The organism is Billgrantia sp. Q4P2 (assembly GCF_052806135.1).
The window spans coordinates 391086-407474 of the sequence record NZ_JBRBAI010000004.1 but is presented as its reverse complement, the minus strand read 5'-3'; the positions used below and the strand labels follow the sequence as shown (position 1 = coordinate 407474).

General features: G+C 56.6%; 12 protein-coding genes. 2 read left to right on the top strand and 10 right to left on the bottom strand.

Going from position 1 to position 16389, the window contains the following annotated elements; genetic code table 11:
• Both ACUY1T_RS09755 and ACUY1T_RS09750 read right to left on the bottom strand, forming a co-directional pair.
• Positions 1 to 1239: a ferritin-like domain-containing protein gene (locus tag ACUY1T_RS09755; protein WP_446022261.1), complete on the bottom strand. Its 1239-nt coding sequence runs from the start codon at positions 1237 to 1239 to the stop codon at positions 1 to 3.
• 546 nt (positions 1240 to 1785) lie between these two features.
• Positions 1786 to 2118 carry a hypothetical protein gene (locus tag ACUY1T_RS09750; RefSeq protein ID WP_446022260.1) on the bottom strand — a complete coding sequence of 111 codons (333 nt, stop codon included), beginning with the start codon at positions 2116 to 2118 and terminating at the stop codon, positions 1786 to 1788.
• A gap of 148 nt (positions 2119 to 2266) precedes the next feature.
• On the opposite strand from ACUY1T_RS09750, the gene ACUY1T_RS09745 reads away from it, so the two are divergent.
• Both ACUY1T_RS09745 and ACUY1T_RS09740 read left to right on the top strand, forming a co-directional pair.
• On the top strand, positions 2267 to 3127 hold the full coding sequence (locus ACUY1T_RS09745) for a dienelactone hydrolase family protein (protein WP_446022258.1): 861 nt from the start codon (positions 2267 to 2269) through the stop codon (positions 3125 to 3127).
• A gap of 552 nt (positions 3128 to 3679) precedes the next feature.
• Positions 3680 to 4633 carry a hypothetical protein gene (locus tag ACUY1T_RS09740; protein WP_446022256.1) on the top strand — a complete coding sequence of 318 codons (954 nt, stop codon included), beginning with the start codon at positions 3680 to 3682 and terminating at the stop codon, positions 4631 to 4633.
• Between the two features lie 61 nt (positions 4634 to 4694).
• On the opposite strand, the gene ACUY1T_RS09735 is transcribed toward ACUY1T_RS09740, so the two are convergent.
• The 8 genes from ACUY1T_RS09735 to ACUY1T_RS09700 all read right to left on the bottom strand — a co-directional run bounded on the left by ACUY1T_RS09735 (position 4695) and on the right by ACUY1T_RS09700 (position 16346).
• Positions 4695 to 5858: a glutathionylspermidine synthase family protein gene (locus tag ACUY1T_RS09735; RefSeq protein ID WP_446022254.1), complete on the bottom strand. Its 1164-nt coding sequence runs from the start codon at positions 5856 to 5858 to the stop codon at positions 4695 to 4697.
• 56 nt (positions 5859 to 5914) lie between these two features.
• The gene (locus tag ACUY1T_RS09730; RefSeq protein ID WP_446022252.1) at positions 5915 to 6550 is read right to left on the bottom strand and encodes a DUF1190 domain-containing protein; all 636 of its coding nucleotides are present in this window, start codon (positions 6548 to 6550) and stop codon (positions 5915 to 5917) included.
• A gap of 12 nt (positions 6551 to 6562) precedes the next feature.
• On the bottom strand, positions 6563 to 6985 hold the full coding sequence (locus ACUY1T_RS09725; RefSeq protein ID WP_446022250.1) for a DUF350 domain-containing protein: 423 nt from the start codon (positions 6983 to 6985) through the stop codon (positions 6563 to 6565).
• A 39-nt stretch (positions 6986 to 7024) separates the two neighbouring features.
• The gene (locus ACUY1T_RS09720; RefSeq protein ID WP_446022248.1) at positions 7025 to 7759 is read right to left on the bottom strand and encodes a DUF2491 family protein; all 735 of its coding nucleotides are present in this window, start codon (positions 7757 to 7759) and stop codon (positions 7025 to 7027) included.
• 10 nt (positions 7760 to 7769) lie between these two features.
• A complete protein-coding gene (locus ACUY1T_RS09715; protein WP_446022246.1) occupies positions 7770 to 8864 on the bottom strand; it encodes a potassium channel family protein in 1095 nt (364 codons plus the stop codon).
• A 60-nt stretch (positions 8865 to 8924) separates the two neighbouring features.
• A complete protein-coding gene (locus ACUY1T_RS09710; RefSeq protein WP_446022245.1) occupies positions 8925 to 9689 on the bottom strand; it encodes a PspA/IM30 family protein in 765 nt (254 codons plus the stop codon).
• Between the two features lie 35 nt (positions 9690 to 9724).
• On the bottom strand, positions 9725 to 10174 hold the full coding sequence (locus tag ACUY1T_RS09705) for a DUF2170 family protein (RefSeq protein WP_446022243.1): 450 nt from the start codon (positions 10172 to 10174) through the stop codon (positions 9725 to 9727).
• A gap of 1234 nt (positions 10175 to 11408) precedes the next feature.
• Positions 11409 to 16346, bottom strand: coding sequence for a DNA repair ATPase (locus tag ACUY1T_RS09700; RefSeq protein WP_446022241.1), 4938 nt, complete (start codon positions 16344 to 16346; stop codon positions 11409 to 11411).
• Positions 16347 to 16389: the final 43 nt, after the last annotated feature.

Below are 16389 nucleotides of genomic sequence, written 5' to 3'. Positions count from 1 at the left end.
TTACAAGCCCAGCTCTTTGGTTGCCGTCAATATCTCTTGGTCGCCTGCTATGGCGGCCTTGAGGTGCGTGCACAACGCGTTGTCCCTGGGCGATGTCGACAGCTGGTAGAGTTCGCCTTCAAGCTCCTGCGTCAGTTCCTCAAAGGTGCGCCCGGTATCGCTTCTGTAGCGCCACGCCGGTGCGGCATTAGGACCAACGGAGCTGTCGCCGTCGGCAAAGGCCGGGGTAGACATCAGCGCTCTGGCAAGATTCGGCAGAACCCGGTGCATGATTGACAGGACGACGTTGAAATAAGGGTCGGGGGCATCGTCCTTGAATGCGGCCTCGAAGGCGCGCAGCATCAGGCTGTAGTGGTGATCGAAACTGTCAGACAGCCGTTTGGCCCGCTGGTTGGTGTAGTCGCTGCTGTCGGGATTGGAGATGATGGGAAGTGTTGCCGGGAAATTGGCGCTGTCGAGCGAAACTTCGCGGAACTTGAGAAAGTGGCTCAACTCGTACGGGGTGCCGAGGATGGGCCCGTAGGTGCCGTCGGTGCGCTTGCCATAGTGGTTGTAGGTACCGAAACTCTCAACCGGCACCAGAGGCTTTTCGGGGGGGACGGTCCCTTCACCTTGCTCGACGATTTCGTTTACTGCCGCATGGAAGCTCTTCTTGTCCACCACGGCGTTGACGTTACCGCCAAATTTGCCGAGATAGATATTGGTCCTTTGCCGACCGGGAACATCGCTTGTACTGAAGGGGTTCCCGGGATAGGCATCCACCGCATCGACCAGGGCGCCGTAGAGCTGTGCGATGCTGTCGTAGTTGTCACCCTGAGGAGGCGCGCCATACTGCGCGGGGCTCTCGATGGCGGCAAAAACATTGGCGAAAACATCGGGGGATGCGCGAAACAGGCCGACCATAGGAGTCGTATTCGGGTTGGCCCGTGGCAGATAGCCGGGGAAAGTAGGAACCGCATCACCGGTAAATTTGGGCAACGCGCCCAGGGCAACGATGATATTGGCCGCCTGGTTGACATGGAACATCTCTTCCATGGCTACGCTTCGCAGGGTCTGGTAGGCGTGGCTCCCGGTGTCTGAAATGGAATAGAGTGCCGAGAGGTAGACAGGTATGGTGGTAAATTCCACCTGTAAAGCGAGCTGCGCAGCCTCCCGGAGGTCCTGAAGCGCGGGTTCACTGGTGTTTGCAAGCCTGTCGAACAGGCCTGGAGAAAGGTTCTCTGTTTCTGATGGCGCCATGGTTTTCATCTCCTCATGTTTCGTTATCCGGCTAGCCTGTTCCCGCGACAGATGGCGGGAACCTAACGCCTGCAGTCATAACAGCATTGGGTTCCCCTGCGGTCAGGCATGCGGTTACGCTTTTTGCGCAGGGTATTGATCTGAATGTGTGGCCAGCGGGTCGTACCGCCATCAGTAAAGAATAGAAATTCGAAAAGCTGGACCTGCCCGTACTGCAAGTACCTCAGGAGCGTATCTCGGCTGTTGAGTAGGCATGATTTCAATTTTCCCATTGTTATTGTTGATCGTCGGCTCGTAAGTTGACGAACGTATGCGTTCACCTGAAGAAACACCAGCCGAAGAGCTTTCAAATATCTTTCGCGCCGCACCCAAGCATTCTTTTTCTTAAGTCTCGCCAAATCCTCGTGCAGCGAAATCCCATTAAGCTCCCACCACCCACCATGATTATTTATAGTCAACGAAGCTAATTTTTGATGTAGTAAATAAGACTCACGACATGTAAGCATTACATCATTTCACTTGTGCGTTTTTTGCCATGCAAACCTGTCAGCCTTGCGACATTAGTTTTGTAAGACATCGGCTATGAAACTTGTAAGCCTGATACGGCGGTCTCAAGTCCCAACCACAGCACTCGAATGCAGCATTCTTGTCCGGATGGCTCACCTCTACGACCTGCCAATCGCGGTCGAGGCGGTCGGTGGCAGTTTTCATGCCGATGCCCGAATGAAAATGCCAGAGCGCCAACCCCACCCTGGCAAACAGCAGTGTCGTGACAACGAAGTAGCCTAGGTGCAGGTAGTGAAAATCGCCGCTATAGAAACTTGCCCCCTGCACCGCAAAGCGCAAGGCAGCGAGCCCATCCGCAGCCGGCAGCGACATCGCTCTCTCGGAGCACGTCCACCTGAAGGGCTTCAGCCAGCAGCGGTATACGCGGCCCTCCGAGGGCAGCTATGTTAGTAAAGGGTGGGGAGACTTATGCATCTGCCTGCGAGACCTGACAAAGAAAAAAAAGCAAGGAGAGCCTCACATGCGCACACTATTCACGCTCTTGTGCTTGGTAACTGGATTGATGGCAGGCTCGGCAGTGGCCCAGGAGGTCAACCTACCGCCAGAGCTCGAAATTGAATCCGAGGCGGCATTCGTCACGGCATGGGGGCCACGCGTCGAAAGCGAGATCTTCGAGTATTCGACCGGCGGTGAAACCTATCAGGGATACCTGGCACGCAACGTCAACGATAAGAAACCACGGCCGGCAGTACTGGTGGTGCACGAGTGGTGGGGGCTTAACGATTATGCCCGTGCACGTGCCGACCAGCTCGCCGCTCTGGGCTTCGTGGCATTGGCGGTGGATATGTATGGCGGCGGCCAAGTCGCCACGCATCCCGACCAAGCGGGCGAATTCTCCTCGCAAGTCATGCAGGATTGGCCAGCCGCGCGTGCCAGGTTCGAAGCAGCCATGACCCAGCTACGCCAACACCCAGCCGTGGCAGATTCCGGTATGGCAGCCATCGGCTACTGCTTTGGCGGTAGCGTCGTAATGAACATGGCCTTGTCCGGCATGCCGCTCGAGGCCGCCATCAGCTTCCACGGCGACCCCACGCAGGCAGCTTCCGCTCGCGGGAATTTCAGTGGCGCGGTGCAGGTCCACAATGGCGGCGCGGACTCGCTCGTCGCGCGTGAAGACCTGACGGCCATGGCGCGCGCGCTCGAGGCACAGGGTGCCGAAGTCGATGTCATCACCTACCCCCAGGCCCTCCACGGCTTCACCAATCCCGGCGCTGACGCACTGAGCGAGGAACTCGACTTGCCGATTGGCTACAACGCCGCCGCCGACGCCTCTTCCTGGCAATCCGCGCTGCTACTTCTGGACAGAACCCTGAACCAATAATTGCTACGCTTATCTCAACGCCAACGGACAGTAGCTTCGCTCCCACTGACGGCTTGAAAGTGCAGAAGCGCTCGCGCGGCCACTTCAACAGACTGCTGCGTGCCCATCCGCAGCCGGTAGGGGGAGCCTTTGGGCCGCACCTGATACGACTGAAGGGAAACTGAATCGAGCACCTTGTAAGCCATATCCTACAAATTCTGTCGGCAATGTCTTACACGCCGCTTGCGCTAGGTTAACGTCGAAAGACCACCCGAGTTGGCACAGTGAAGGCGTACTGAGCATGGAGGCTCAACCAGGGACGACCGAGTCAGGAAGACTCGATATCCAAGGATGCTCGGGTAGAAGGATACCCGAGGAGGATGTAAGGAAGCGAAGATCCAGCCCGGCCGCAAGGCCGGGCTTTTCGTTTGTGCGCTCAAGACACGCTGCTTGGCAAGTTAGCTGCTACAGGTACGCTTTATCACATACAGCCTACTGTTAAAAGCAAGAGCTTGAGCCCCGGGAGTTTGCTCAATAAACTTCCCCGCTCCACAAATTCACCAGGGCGTATGGATGCGTAAATTACCTTGTCTTGTCTTCCTCTTAATTCTTAGCGGGTGTGAAAGTCAAGACATCTCCAAACTGACCTTTGACGAATCCTTGCGCGACTCGTATAGGACATCAAAAGATGGCTCTCCCGAAGTCAAGCGAGACTACAAGAACTCTATCCTCTCACTCTTGGAAGAGCAGGGAATCGAAACCAGCAAAGTTGATATACGAATCTCCCCGGATGATGACAATTCGGTCATATTAAGCGCGCGGAGAAGTATTGCTGACTCACAAAGCATCGTTTCCTTTCACGAAGCACTGACGGACATCGTGGAATCTCGCGAAGAGCTTCCTCTGAAGATAGTGTTCCGCATTGAGCAAGACAAGCTGTCTTCCAGTTCACCCGAGATACAAGAGAGGCTGGCAGAGCTTCCTGAACTCATTGAAGCCGAACTGGTTCCTGAAGATGTGACTTTAAGCCATTACTACAGCATTGGCACCATGCTGGAAGCAGGGATCAATGGCTCCGACAGAACCAGCAGCGCCATCTACTGCAACATATCAGCAACTGTCGAGCCTCGCCTACCTTCAGCTCTGATTGACTATCTAAGAAATGAAGAAGAGAAAAGTGAACCGTCAGACTTGAGTCCTGAGGATCGTGGCGTAACGCTTTCATTCAACAACGCACACCTCCAGAGCCTTCTTGAACGTCAGAAAATAACTGTTGTGCCTACAGTAAATCGTCGCGGCCGAGCATATCCCTTGATGGTGGGAAAGCGGTCTGACATGATCGATTTTCAGCTGGGCTCTCTAGGTGTCATACCACATGAATATGGCAGAATCGACCGTATGTCTTACACCTCACTGAGAGGCCAATGCCGCTCACGAGCCATAGAGATTGGACAGCCGTTCACCTTCTATCTGGGGTATGGCATGGATCGGCTGGTGTCATTTACTCCACTCATTTCACAAGATTAATAGATAGGGAAGACAGGCCAGTTTCTCTGGCCTGTTCAACTCTGTACAAGAAATCCAGGCCCTACATGAGTATATGTGGCACGAAGCAGGATGTGTCCTTGGTGATGGCTCCATCATCTTCACGAATACCCATGCCACACGCTCGATCACCAACAACCCAGCTCCCAACCAAGGTGTACTTATCTCCGAAGCGGGGCAACGGCGCCAGAGCCTGTACGATCTGAGGTTCATCAGCGTACGGTCCCTCGACGTACTGCCGTTGGCCATCGTGCCCGACCAACTCAATATTGGCCCCCTCACGAGAGAAGAATGGTTTACGGACCCAGCCGGGACCGAGAATTCGGTGCGAAGCATCCTCAAAGTGAGACTCCAGCAGATTGGGGTGCCCTTCGAAACGATCCCACAGAAGCGGCAGAATCGCTTTGTTCGACAATATGGTCTTCCAAGGCGGTTCGAACCAATGGGTATCAAGATCCTTGAGATAGAGCCCAAATTCCTCCCGCAACATGTCCTCCCAAGGGTACAGCTTGAAAATCGCCTTGATGGGCGCTTCTCGGGTATCGACGTAATAGTCACTCTGGTTGACACCGATATCCTCCATGAAGATAAACGGTGCCTCCAAGCCGACAGACTCCGCCACATCCTGCAAATATTGAACCGTGGCCCGATCTTCAATGCTGCCCTTCACGCTGGCGAAGTACATTCGCGGGCTCTCAAGCCGATCCCGGATGTGCGACATGCCCAACAGAAGACGCTCCTGAATGGAATTGAACTGATCGGCCTGACGTGGAACATATCCCAACTGCATCGCCTGCTCGAGCCATACCCATTGGAAGAATGCAGCTTCGTATAGAGAAGTCGGAGTATCGTAGTTCAGCTCCAGAAGCTTGGCCGGGCCTGCTCCGTTATATGAGAAATCCATGCGCCCATAGAGCTGTGGCTGACCGCTTTTCCAAGAGGACACGATTCGATCCCACATGTAACTAGGGATAGCCATTTTGGTGAGCAACTCTTCGCTGTCGCAGACTCGATCCACCAGCTCCATACACATTTCGTGGATAGCCTCAGTTGGCGCCTCGATGTCACGTTCTACTTGTTCCATTGAAAACTGGTAATAGGCAGACTCCACCCAATAGGGCTCCCCCTCAATCGTATGGAAATGGAAGCCAAGCTCTTCGGCTAGCCGTTTCCAGTCGGGGCGTTCGGTGACATCGATGCGCAGCATAGGCGTTTCCTTGGTGATAGGGGTTGGCCCCGCGCTCAGCGGAGCCAGCCGGAGCTTCAGGAACCCCAGCTACCGCGTGCCGATGAACTCGAGGCGAAACCACTGCGCTGAGTGGCTTTCGGCCGGCTGGTAGCCGCAGCCTGGTTTCTCGCGCTGATGCTCTGTTGAATGCTTTGGTTGCGACTAGTGGCTCGCGAGGTTGCTGCGGCGCTTGCCGCAGACCAGTCACCACGATTGTTGCGATCACGGTATACCGGCTCATGATAGATGTGCTGAACGCTGGCGCCCCGATTCGAACTCGACATGGCGTTGCCCACCAGGTAGCCCATCATCGCCGGCATGAACCACCCGCCCCCGCTACTGACGCCGGCCGCCTCTTGAACCCTTGCAGGGGGCTGTTGGCAGGCTCCTTCACCGAACTCGGCTTCGCAGGCGCTCAGACTGTTGAACCGTGGTGCAGCCTGAAGAGCACCTTGGTAGGCCTGCTCACAGGCAGACTGGGTGAAGATATTGGCAGAGACGCATTCCTCAACACTCTGATAGGCATGTCCTTCGCTGAAGCTGATGCTCTGAGTCTCTGGTGGGCGTTCCTCGCTACAGCCTGTCAGTGCGATGGATGACATGCCCATTGCTGCAATTGCAATTCGGCCGCAGCGCATGCGGCGACGTTTCACGACGTTGTCTTCTTTCATTAGGCAGCCCCCTTACCAAGACATGGAAGCGGCGTTGAGCATGCCGACACCGATGGAGATAGAGGCGACAAGGATGCCGTAGGCCAGATGATTGTCCGTGATGTGCTTTGACAGGCTCTCGCCGGACACCCGAACTACGCCCTTGATGACGAAGAACGTTACTATCTGAACGATGAACGCGACCAAGCCCCAGAGCAGGAAATCGATGATCGATACGGAATGCGTCATGATGCTCGAAAGCGGCATGACGAATCCGAGAATAGACCCACCGTAGGCAACTGAAGCGGCAACGTTGCCTTGGCGGATCAGGGACCATTCATGGTGAGGAGTCAATCGGCTATAGCAGACCATGAAGAGGCTGAGCAGGATGACGGCGGTGACTAGATACAGGAAGAACAGCGGCAGACCCGAAAGATAGAGTGCGATGCGATCCATGATTGGGATATTTCCTTATTGCGATGCCTTCGTGGCGAGTTAGATGGCGTCGATGTCAACGGGAGACAGGTCGATACCAAGGTTGGTCACCAGCATGAAGCTGGCGTCCTCAACTTCATTTTCGGCACTGAGGAAGACGTACTCCATCGTCCCGCTTCCAACACTTCGCTCATAGAGCATTCCATAGTGAGAAATGGTTCGATGAGTCAGGCTCTGGTGAGTCAGAAGCGTCTCGACCATGCTGACCGGCGGAGTCCAGTCAGAACCCGAAGCCCCCCATACCCGCATGAAATCGAAGCGCTTTCCTGTGTCGGCCACGGTGAGGCCGGCTGTCTTCGCACCTAGCTCAGGGATCGTCGAGCCAATTGACTTGTGTCCGTTGATGAGAGAGTCGAATTCCTTGTCCGAAACATGATTTGCCTGCCAAATATCGAATAGCTTGAACTCAGCTACTGCACCATTTTCCACGCTTATCTGGATAAAGGTGTCATTCTCGAGATAGAAGCGGCATAGATGGGCACCGGCACCAAGGTCAACATGGCCTATGGCCGCGATATGGTGGTATTCATCATTGCTACCCCAGCGAAAGACCATTTCATCCTGATGTGGTGCCAGCGCCAGCAGGTCCAGCTTGACTCTACCATCAAGGCGCAGGCCTCGCAGATCCTCACGAGTGGCCACTTCCTTGAAGAGCGGATCAACCCCCATAGTTGCATCTGAGGTGGGCTGGGTTGTCGATGAGCTGGCGAACAATTTCTTGAAAGCATCGAGCATTATGGCTTCCTTATGCTAACTCTTTGGCAGGCAGGGAGTCATTTGCCAGGCAGGAAAGTAACAGAGAAGACAGATCTGCTTCGCTGATGCGGCCGCCACCCATGTAATACAGGAAATCGCCACTGGAAATGGGAGTCTCGATTGAAGGGTTGAGTAGGTCCCCACCTTGTCCACTATCCTTACATAAGCCCAGCAGAGTTATATTCAAGTGGCGCTTGGCCGCCACCAGCAGGTCACCGTAGCACACCCCAGCGTTAGAGCCGATCTCTGGAATACGCGTCTGGTACTGTGTTGCCCCATGGTTTAGAGCCAACAGTTCATTGACGACACGACTGATGCCGCGATCCATCGCTGAACGTACCAGCATCTCCATTGAGAAACCCTGGGTACACTCGATACCTGGAAGGGCTTGGCGAAGCATCTCTGCCGTCGATGTATCTTCACAATGGGCCACGACATGACAGTCGTCGGACTTGAAGCGGTAGACGGAAAGCGCAATCGTCGCGACTCGTTCATCCGATGTGTCGTAAATGATGACTCTCTTGGCTCCGACGACCCCTGCACGGCTCAACAAGTCTGGGTTCGAGAAAGACTCTCCGCGCACGAAATTAACCTTGCCAGGTAGCGGATTCTCGATGTCTTTCGTTACGCAGAGAACGATTTCGTCAGGGAATTGCCTGTCTTGCAGAATGATATCCACCATTGCCGCGGTGGTTTCTCCGTGCCAACCGATGATGAGGGTGTGCCCTCGCAACTTTTCGTAGCTGCCTTTACCACACATGGCGCCTCTCCATTGTTCCGCGATGAAGGTCGCCGCCTTTCCCAGAAAGGAAGCGAACAACATGATCGAACCCGGAAGGAACCAGAATGTAGCAATGACCTGGCCCATTTCGGTCGTTGGGGAGTAATCCCCGTACCCCACGGTAGTTGCCGTCGTGACGTAGTAGTAAAGCCAGAGTGTGGCTCTGCTGCTAACTTCCTCTCCTGCCAGGGCCATGGCTGCCCAGGTCGTCAAGCTATGAAAGACAACCAGTATGAAAAGCACGGGCCAGCTCAAATTGAGTGTCGCCGCTTTGATCTGGCGAACTAGCCGTAGCAGAAACATTATCGAGGCCTCAGGAGTAGTGGCCCCGCACGTCCTGAGCGGGACCTGACACAGTTAGTTTCAGTTGGAACTTCCGGCATCGGAGGCCACTGTGCCTGCATCGGCATTTCCACCGGCATCTGCGGGGGAATTGGAAGGTGCAGCCGCTTCCCGAAGTCGTGCCAACACTTCATTGGCTGTCTGGCCACCCGAGCCAATACCGGCAGCCTTCAGGCGTGCATCGAGATCGGCACCGGTTTCTTCCTGGTTCAACTGCTCGGCTGCTGCCATCTGCTCGGAACGGAGCGCTTGCTTTTCACGGATGCGTTCCAGTGACTCCATCGCCGTGTTCATGGCGGAAGTCTGGCCAGAATGATGTGCTGCTACCGCCGACTGGGCTTTCTGCACGCTTTCGGTGGCCTTCACCACCGAGACCTGCTGCTTGAAATTGCGGATACGGTTTTCCGATTCACGGATGGAGCCCCGCAGAGAAGCGATACTGGTGTCGAACTGCTCAACAATCTTCGTTTCCGCATCAAGCTCGGCCTGGACTTCCAACAGCTTGACAGCTACGTCATGAGCAAGCTGCTCCTCACCCTTGTTGAGCGCAGCGGTGGCGCTGCTTTCGAGAGTATTGACCTTTTCTTTCAAATCACCTGCTTTCTTAGCGCTCAGCTGGCGCTTGGCCATGACTTCGGTGAGTTGAGTCTTGGAGTTCGCCAAAGCTGCCTCTGCGTCGCGGATCTCTTGATCTAGAATACGTATCGCCTGCGAGTCGACAATGCTCTGCCCCGCTTCGGTGGCGCCCCCACGGACAGCGGTCAGGAGTTTCTTGATAATCGACATTAATGATTTCCTTTATGTGTATTGGATGCGGAGGATCAGACGTACTCTTCCGTGATCATTTCAGCCAACTGGATCGCTGCACTAGCCGTTGCATGAATCTCGGAGCAGATTGAAGCCAACTTAGAGTCTGAATAAAGCTGACCATAGGCGACATAGTAAGATTTTCCGTCGATGTCGGTGATGCCGATTGATGCCAGAGGCAGCATGACCCCCATTCGCATCGCCGCATCATTGAACCCAGCTCGGTCTTGGATGCTGTCAACAGGTGCAATCGGAGCGCTAACCATCCATTGAGTTTCTTGATGCGAGATGGTTGCAGTCAGATCGGCATAGTCAGAGAGGACCATAGTGATGGCGCTATTCTTCTCATCCAGAGCAAACTGACCACACGGCCAATTAAGCTCACCATCACCGGCAGTGGATAGTAATGTGAAAAGGTGCTGGATACTCACTGCACCTTTCTCGAAACCGGAGGAACGACTCATTTATAAACCTCTCATTATTAAGATTGGCAAGCTTTTCTCACCTCTTATCATGCGAGGTGAGGAAGAATGGTGATACTACTCTTCATGGCGATCGCACTCCTGCATGGCGCCGGATTTTCATCTCAGCCCCGTGCGATTACAGCGTTAATTTTAGCGCTTACCGGCAGCTTCAGTAGGTTACCGATCCCGCCGGGTAAGGCAAGAGGGATCCCTCACGAATAGGCGAAGGCTGACAGAAACTGTCGGCAATGTCTTACATGCCGCTTGGCCAAGGTTCAAGTCTCGATACTGCCGGCGAAGAAGGTAAGGGCCGCTAGACGAGCCAGCACCACCTCATCTCATGAAGCAATGCTAAGACAGATGTCAAGGCATCAAGAACCAGAAACCGTCGCTGCAAACGGCAATGTCGCACCACTCGCTGGCGGGCACCTACGCCACCATCCCAACACCATCAATTGCTGACTGAATTGTTCAGTACAGTGACTTCCGTATAATAAACCCCCGACATCAATAAAAAAACCAACATCAGTGCAATATTCAACGCATGATCGACAACATCACAAAGGGGAGAAACAGCCAAAAATTGCTCATGAAAAAATACTCCGACCATACATAAAAGCGAAAACAAAAATATCCGCTGATACTTTTTAGTCACCAACCTGGAGTCTTTGAGGCTCATCCCCCATCTAGAGAGATACTTGAAAAGACCAAGCAAAGTCTCGTAAAAACCCAAAGCCATCCCACCGTCAAAATCACGAACAGCAGACGAGAAACAAACCTCATCTTGAGAAGGCTTCGCTCAGAATAAACTCAAGCAGCTCCATAACACACAATGAAAGCATGCATAAAAGAGTGTAGAAAAATAGCTACTTTCCGTCTTTGTCCATTTCATGCCAAACGCTGCCGAGCCGCCGGAATCAACACGCTCTTTAGCAAATACATATATGACAAAAGAAGCATAAAAAGCGCCCCAAAGAAAACCATATAAAAGATATAATTTATCCTGAAAATCATCATTCACACCGCATCTTCCGAACCATTTTGCCCGCTGCCGCGCATCAAACAAACAACCGCCCAAACATCCCGAGGCGCTATCCTCGAAGTCATGACAAAATCAACATGACTTTTATTTCCTGATGCCAGGATATATCTGAAATATTCGCAAGCATTCCTGAACTACGCACTTGGGCGTTGATCTTTCCCGCCCAAGTGCGCACTCATCGTACTGCCAAGTTCAGCTTGGCTCGCAGTAGCTCTGCCCGGTCGGTTTCAAGGCGCCGAGGTTACCCACTCCTTCGGCGATCAGGCTCAGCTGACGTACCACTAGCGCTCCGGTCTCCTCGTCCCCACCGGTCAGTTGGCGGCGCCGGAATTCGCGCTTGATGGTCTCCCAGCGCTGCGCTTCCTCGGTACTCAAGGTACCGCGAATCTCCTTGAGCTTGAGCAGGTTCTCTTCCGCCCCTTGGGTCAACAGCTGGGCCTCACCGAGGTAGTGGTCGTCGAGGATCGCTTCGAGTTCTTCGTCGGACAGGATCGGCGAGATCTTCTCGGCCAGGCGGTTCATGTTGCGGTAGCTGCCCTGCAGGCGGAAGCTCGGCTCCGTACGGTAGGCATCCGCCTGGGCGCTTGAAGCGATGTACTGCTGATTCACCCGCAGCACTACCTCGCGTACCTTGAACATGTGCTTCAGCACCGCCACGATTTCCTCCCGCTCGGCAGCACTGTAGTCGTGCTCGAAGTCGGTGCTCGCTACCTCACGGCCCGCTGCCAGGTCGGCGAAGCGATAGAAGTCGTCCAACCCGCGGGTCGCCAGCGGCGCCAGCACCGTATTGGAGCTGATGGCATTCTCGATGTAGGAAAGGGCAAAAACGCCCTCCATGCCGCTCAGCACGTCGCCGAGGTTGTAGACGTCGGCCCGATTGGCCAGCATGTCGGGTACCTTGAAGGCTTCCCCGCTCTCGGTGTAGGGATTGCCCGCCATGGCGATGCAGAAGCGCTTGCCGCGCATGTCGTAGGTCTTGGTACGCCCCTCCCACACGCCGTCGATGCGGCGGCTGCCATCACACAGAGAGATGAACTTCTGCAGGAACTCCGGATGGGTGTGCTGGATGTCGTCGAGATAGAGCATGACGTTGTTGCCCATCTCCAGCGCGAGGTTGAGCTTGACCAGCTCGGCCCGAGCGGTGGAGTGGGCGGCCATTTCCGGATCCAACGAGGTCACGTCGTGTCCAAGACTCGGGCAGTTGATCTTCATGAAGATCAGCCCCAGGCGATTGGCGACGTATTCCATCAGGGTGGTCTTGCCGTAGCCGGGAGGCGAGATCATCATCAGCAGGCCGCTGTTGTCGGTACGGCGGGTGTCGCCGACGGTGCCCATCTGTTTGGCCAGGTTGTCGCCGATGATCGGCAGGTAGCTCTCGGTGATCAGCTTGTTGCGTACGAAGGAGTTCAGCGGCTTGGGCATGAACTCCTCGAGACGAAGCCGTTCGCGCTGCTCACGCAGGACGGCCTGGCGGCGCTCCTGAAGCTCCGACCAGCCGCGCAACACCTCCTGCTGGTGGTGGCGCAGGCGTTCGTGGAAATCGTCAAGTTGCAGCGACAGGGCCTGCTGAGACAGCCGCGGGTGCTGCCCCAGCAGCCCCTCGACGAGAAACGAGAGCTCGACGTTGTGGGTCGCCGTGGCCAATCGATCCGCCGTATTCAACAGGGCAATCGCTTCCGGCAGGTAGTGCAGCAGCGCCTCCTTGCCCGCTTTGCGAGCATGCGCCTGCAGCCAGTGTGATGTGATCGTCCAGCGTGGCCCGGGCTGCCCGGCCACCACCGCCAGCGACTCCTCGAAGTGGCCGTAGTGTCCTTGCTGCTTCATCGCGGTGATAAAGCCGTTGACCAGCTCCGCGGCATACTGGGTGACGGGGAAGCTCTCCCCCTCCTCGGCGAGCTGGCGCACCAGGTATTCCGAGGCGCTTCTGCGTTCGCTCGGCGACCCGGCAAGCTGGCACTGGCTGACGAAGGCGTCCAGCAACGGGGCAACCTCCTCGACCAAGGCCAGCAGCAGGTCTTCATTGCCCATGACCCGGCACAGCATGCCCGCCGACAGGCAGCGCGCGCGCAGGTTGCGTGAAGCGGCCTCGTCCTCACGGCATTGCGCCCAGTAGAGCATCGCGATGGACCGCGGCAAGGGGCCATAGCCGAGCAGCCCGGCACTCTGGCGCGCGGGCCAAAGGGTGCGCACGATTCTGGCTGCGTCGTGGTCGTGAATGCCTTTTTCATAGCCTTCGCGGTAGCGCGGCGAAGCAAAGCGGCTGATGTGGCGCTCGAGCTCAGCCTGATCCTCGACGTTGACCCGCTCGGCCCCGGGACGGGCCATCTCTTCCATGATCAGGTAGGCCAGGTACTCGGCCCGATAAACGGCATCGGTTTCCGAGGGCAGGGTGATCGACCAGTAGGGGCGCAGCGCTTCGAGGCGCTCGTCCGCCAGCGCTGCATGGAACTGCGTCCCGGTGAGATGCAGCATGATCCGCTCGTCACGCGGCACCAGCGTCAGGTCCAGATGCTGTTGATTGACGCTGAAGCGATGGCGCGGCCCCAGGCGAATGACGTTGCCGCCGGACTCGTAGATATCTGCCCGGTCGCGGACGCTGCGCAGGGCGGCGTCCTGGGTCGAGCGCAAGCGTCCCGCCAGGTCGTCGGCCTCGAGGCTGGCGCCCATGGCGCGCAGCTCCTCCGCCATGCTGCGCACCTTGGCTACCATCGCATCCGAGGCGAAGAAGCTGTGCAGGGCCTCAAGGGTCTCGAAGCGCTCGGTGCGCCGCTCCACGTTGTGCAGAATGCGCTTGCTGGCATCGGTGAGTGTGGTGACCCGGCGCTGGCGCTCGTCCTGCAGCTGCTGGCGGCGCGCCTCGATGCTCTCGTGGGCACTCTCGCGCTGCTCCAGGATCATGCCCAGGAATTCATCGAACTCGCCGAACTGCCCTTCCAGCTCCTGCAGTTGATCCAGCATCCGTGTCATCAGCCGGTCGCAGTCGTCGGGTTCGCGCAAGGCCCCCACGCCGTTGGCCAGGCTCTGCTCGAACAGGCGGATCTGGGCAGCAAACTGGGCCTGTGCTTCGGCACTGCCCTGCTCGCGCATGCGGATCTCCGCCTCGGAGCGCTGCTGGTTGATGGTGGCGTAGATGCTCGAGATGTTCTCGGTGATACGGGTCTGCTGGGTGGCATCGTCGCCGGACATGGAAGAGAGCATGGCCTGTATCATGTCGAGGCCAGCCGTCAGCTCGCGGTACTCACCCACGCATTTCGCCAGTTGATCCCGCGTTTCGGATTCCTTCACCCGCTCCGCCAATGCCGCCAGGGTCTCCCGGTAGCCGTTCAGCGCCTCGGGGGTGGCAAGGAAGTCGAAGGTCTGCCGGGTCAGGTTCTGCTCGGCCTTGTCCAGCGCCTGCTCCAGCTCCTTGAGGCGCTCTTCGTCGAGATAGCGACGGTCGCGCAGCGCCAGCAAGCCACCGCGATGGTCGCGCAGCGCCTTGAGATACGATACGAACTGGTCCGGTGTCTTCCAACTGCTCGGCTTGAGCTCCCGCAGCAGTTCATCCTGCCGCTTGCCGACGTTGTCCAGCGCCTCGGCCGTCTGCGCCCGAATCGCCAGGACCTTTTCGTATTCGTCCAGCATCAGCTCGGCGGTATGCTTGAGCTGCACCAGCAGCTCGTGCACCGCCTGGAAGGCAGGTTCCCCCAGCCAGTGGAACTGGTTGAGCGCACGATCCACTCGGCGAATGATGGCATTGTAATGCCGCTCGGATGCCTGCTGTTCACCGGCCAACTGAACGATGCTGTTCAGCTCGGCGATGCCGCGCACCAGCTCGGGGTTACCGATCCGGCCCAGCGGAGTATCGTTGCGAACGGCATCCTGGGCGTGGAAGCTCTCCGACATGAAGGGCGTGTCCCACACCTGGATCGGGTGTACCAGGGTCGGTTCATCGTCGGAGTGGAAAATCGACAAGTGACCATTTTCCAGCAGCGCGAAGCCATGACCGACCATCGGCGTGTCGGTCTGCTTGCGAATCAGGTTGTAGCGGTAGAGCACCACATGACCGGTCTTGGGTGCGTAGAAGATGTAGAGAACGTCCTCGCCGTTCGGCGAGCGCACCATACGCTTGAAGCGCAAGTCCTCGTCGGGCACCTCGTAGGTTCTCAGCTCACCGCTGTTGAGATAGTAGCCCGAGGGAAAAATGATGCCATGGTTCTCGGGAAGCACCACGACCGAGCCGGCCATGTCGTCGATGCGCTGGACCACCTGCTCGGCGCGGTTGAACAGGTAATAGCGCCACTGCCTCTCATTGAAAGGCAGGATTCGAACCAGCAGCACGGCTCCCAGGTCGGCGTATTCGAAGGTGGCATCGTCCAACGACTGGGAGTCGGACTCCACGGGGTCGGAGTAGATGCCCTCGCCGCTACTGGTGTTGTTCTCGATCTTGAAGGTAATGTTGCCGCGCAGGTTGTCGATGAACACCGTATCGAGAATGTTCAGGTGCGGCGCCCGCCCCTGCTCATGATGGTCGCGGCCCGCCTCTTTCCAGGGGAAGGCAAAGCGCTCCGGCAACACGAGGTCGCGCTCGCCGCGGTTGTCGATGTAGCGGCTGACATTTCCATCCGCCGACAGCTCCCAGCGGAAGACACGAACATCGGTCAGCTTTTCGCCAATCTGGAAAGCCGCCAGCAGCATCCCGTTCATGGTCACCAGTTGGACCAGTACGGCATTGCTGTAGTACTGCTGCAGCTCCCTGAAGTCCTGGACGAACCGGTCATCGGTCAGGAAACTGCCCTCGATCGGTGCCTCCTGAAGCTCGAAGCCCTCGGCGGTGTCCTCCAGATAGTAGAGAGCAAAAAGGTCGACGACTTCCAATACCTTGCGCAGGCCCAGTTGCACATTGAAGCCGAACAGTATCCTGTCGCCGATGCGCACCATATCGCGCGCAACGGCATTGTTCTCGGTACGCACCCGGGCACGCCCCAGCAAGGCCATGGTGCTGCTACCGAAAACCCCGGCCCGCTCTTCGTTCAGCTTCCCGACTGACGCATGCAGGCTTTCCCCCTGAGTTCGCAAGCGTCGCTGGATGGTTTCGAACGCTGTGCTTTCCCTGACGATGCTCTCGACCGGAGATGGTTCCTTCGACATAGTCTTCATCCTGGAAGTAGGCTGGCAATGGCAAGGACCGCAA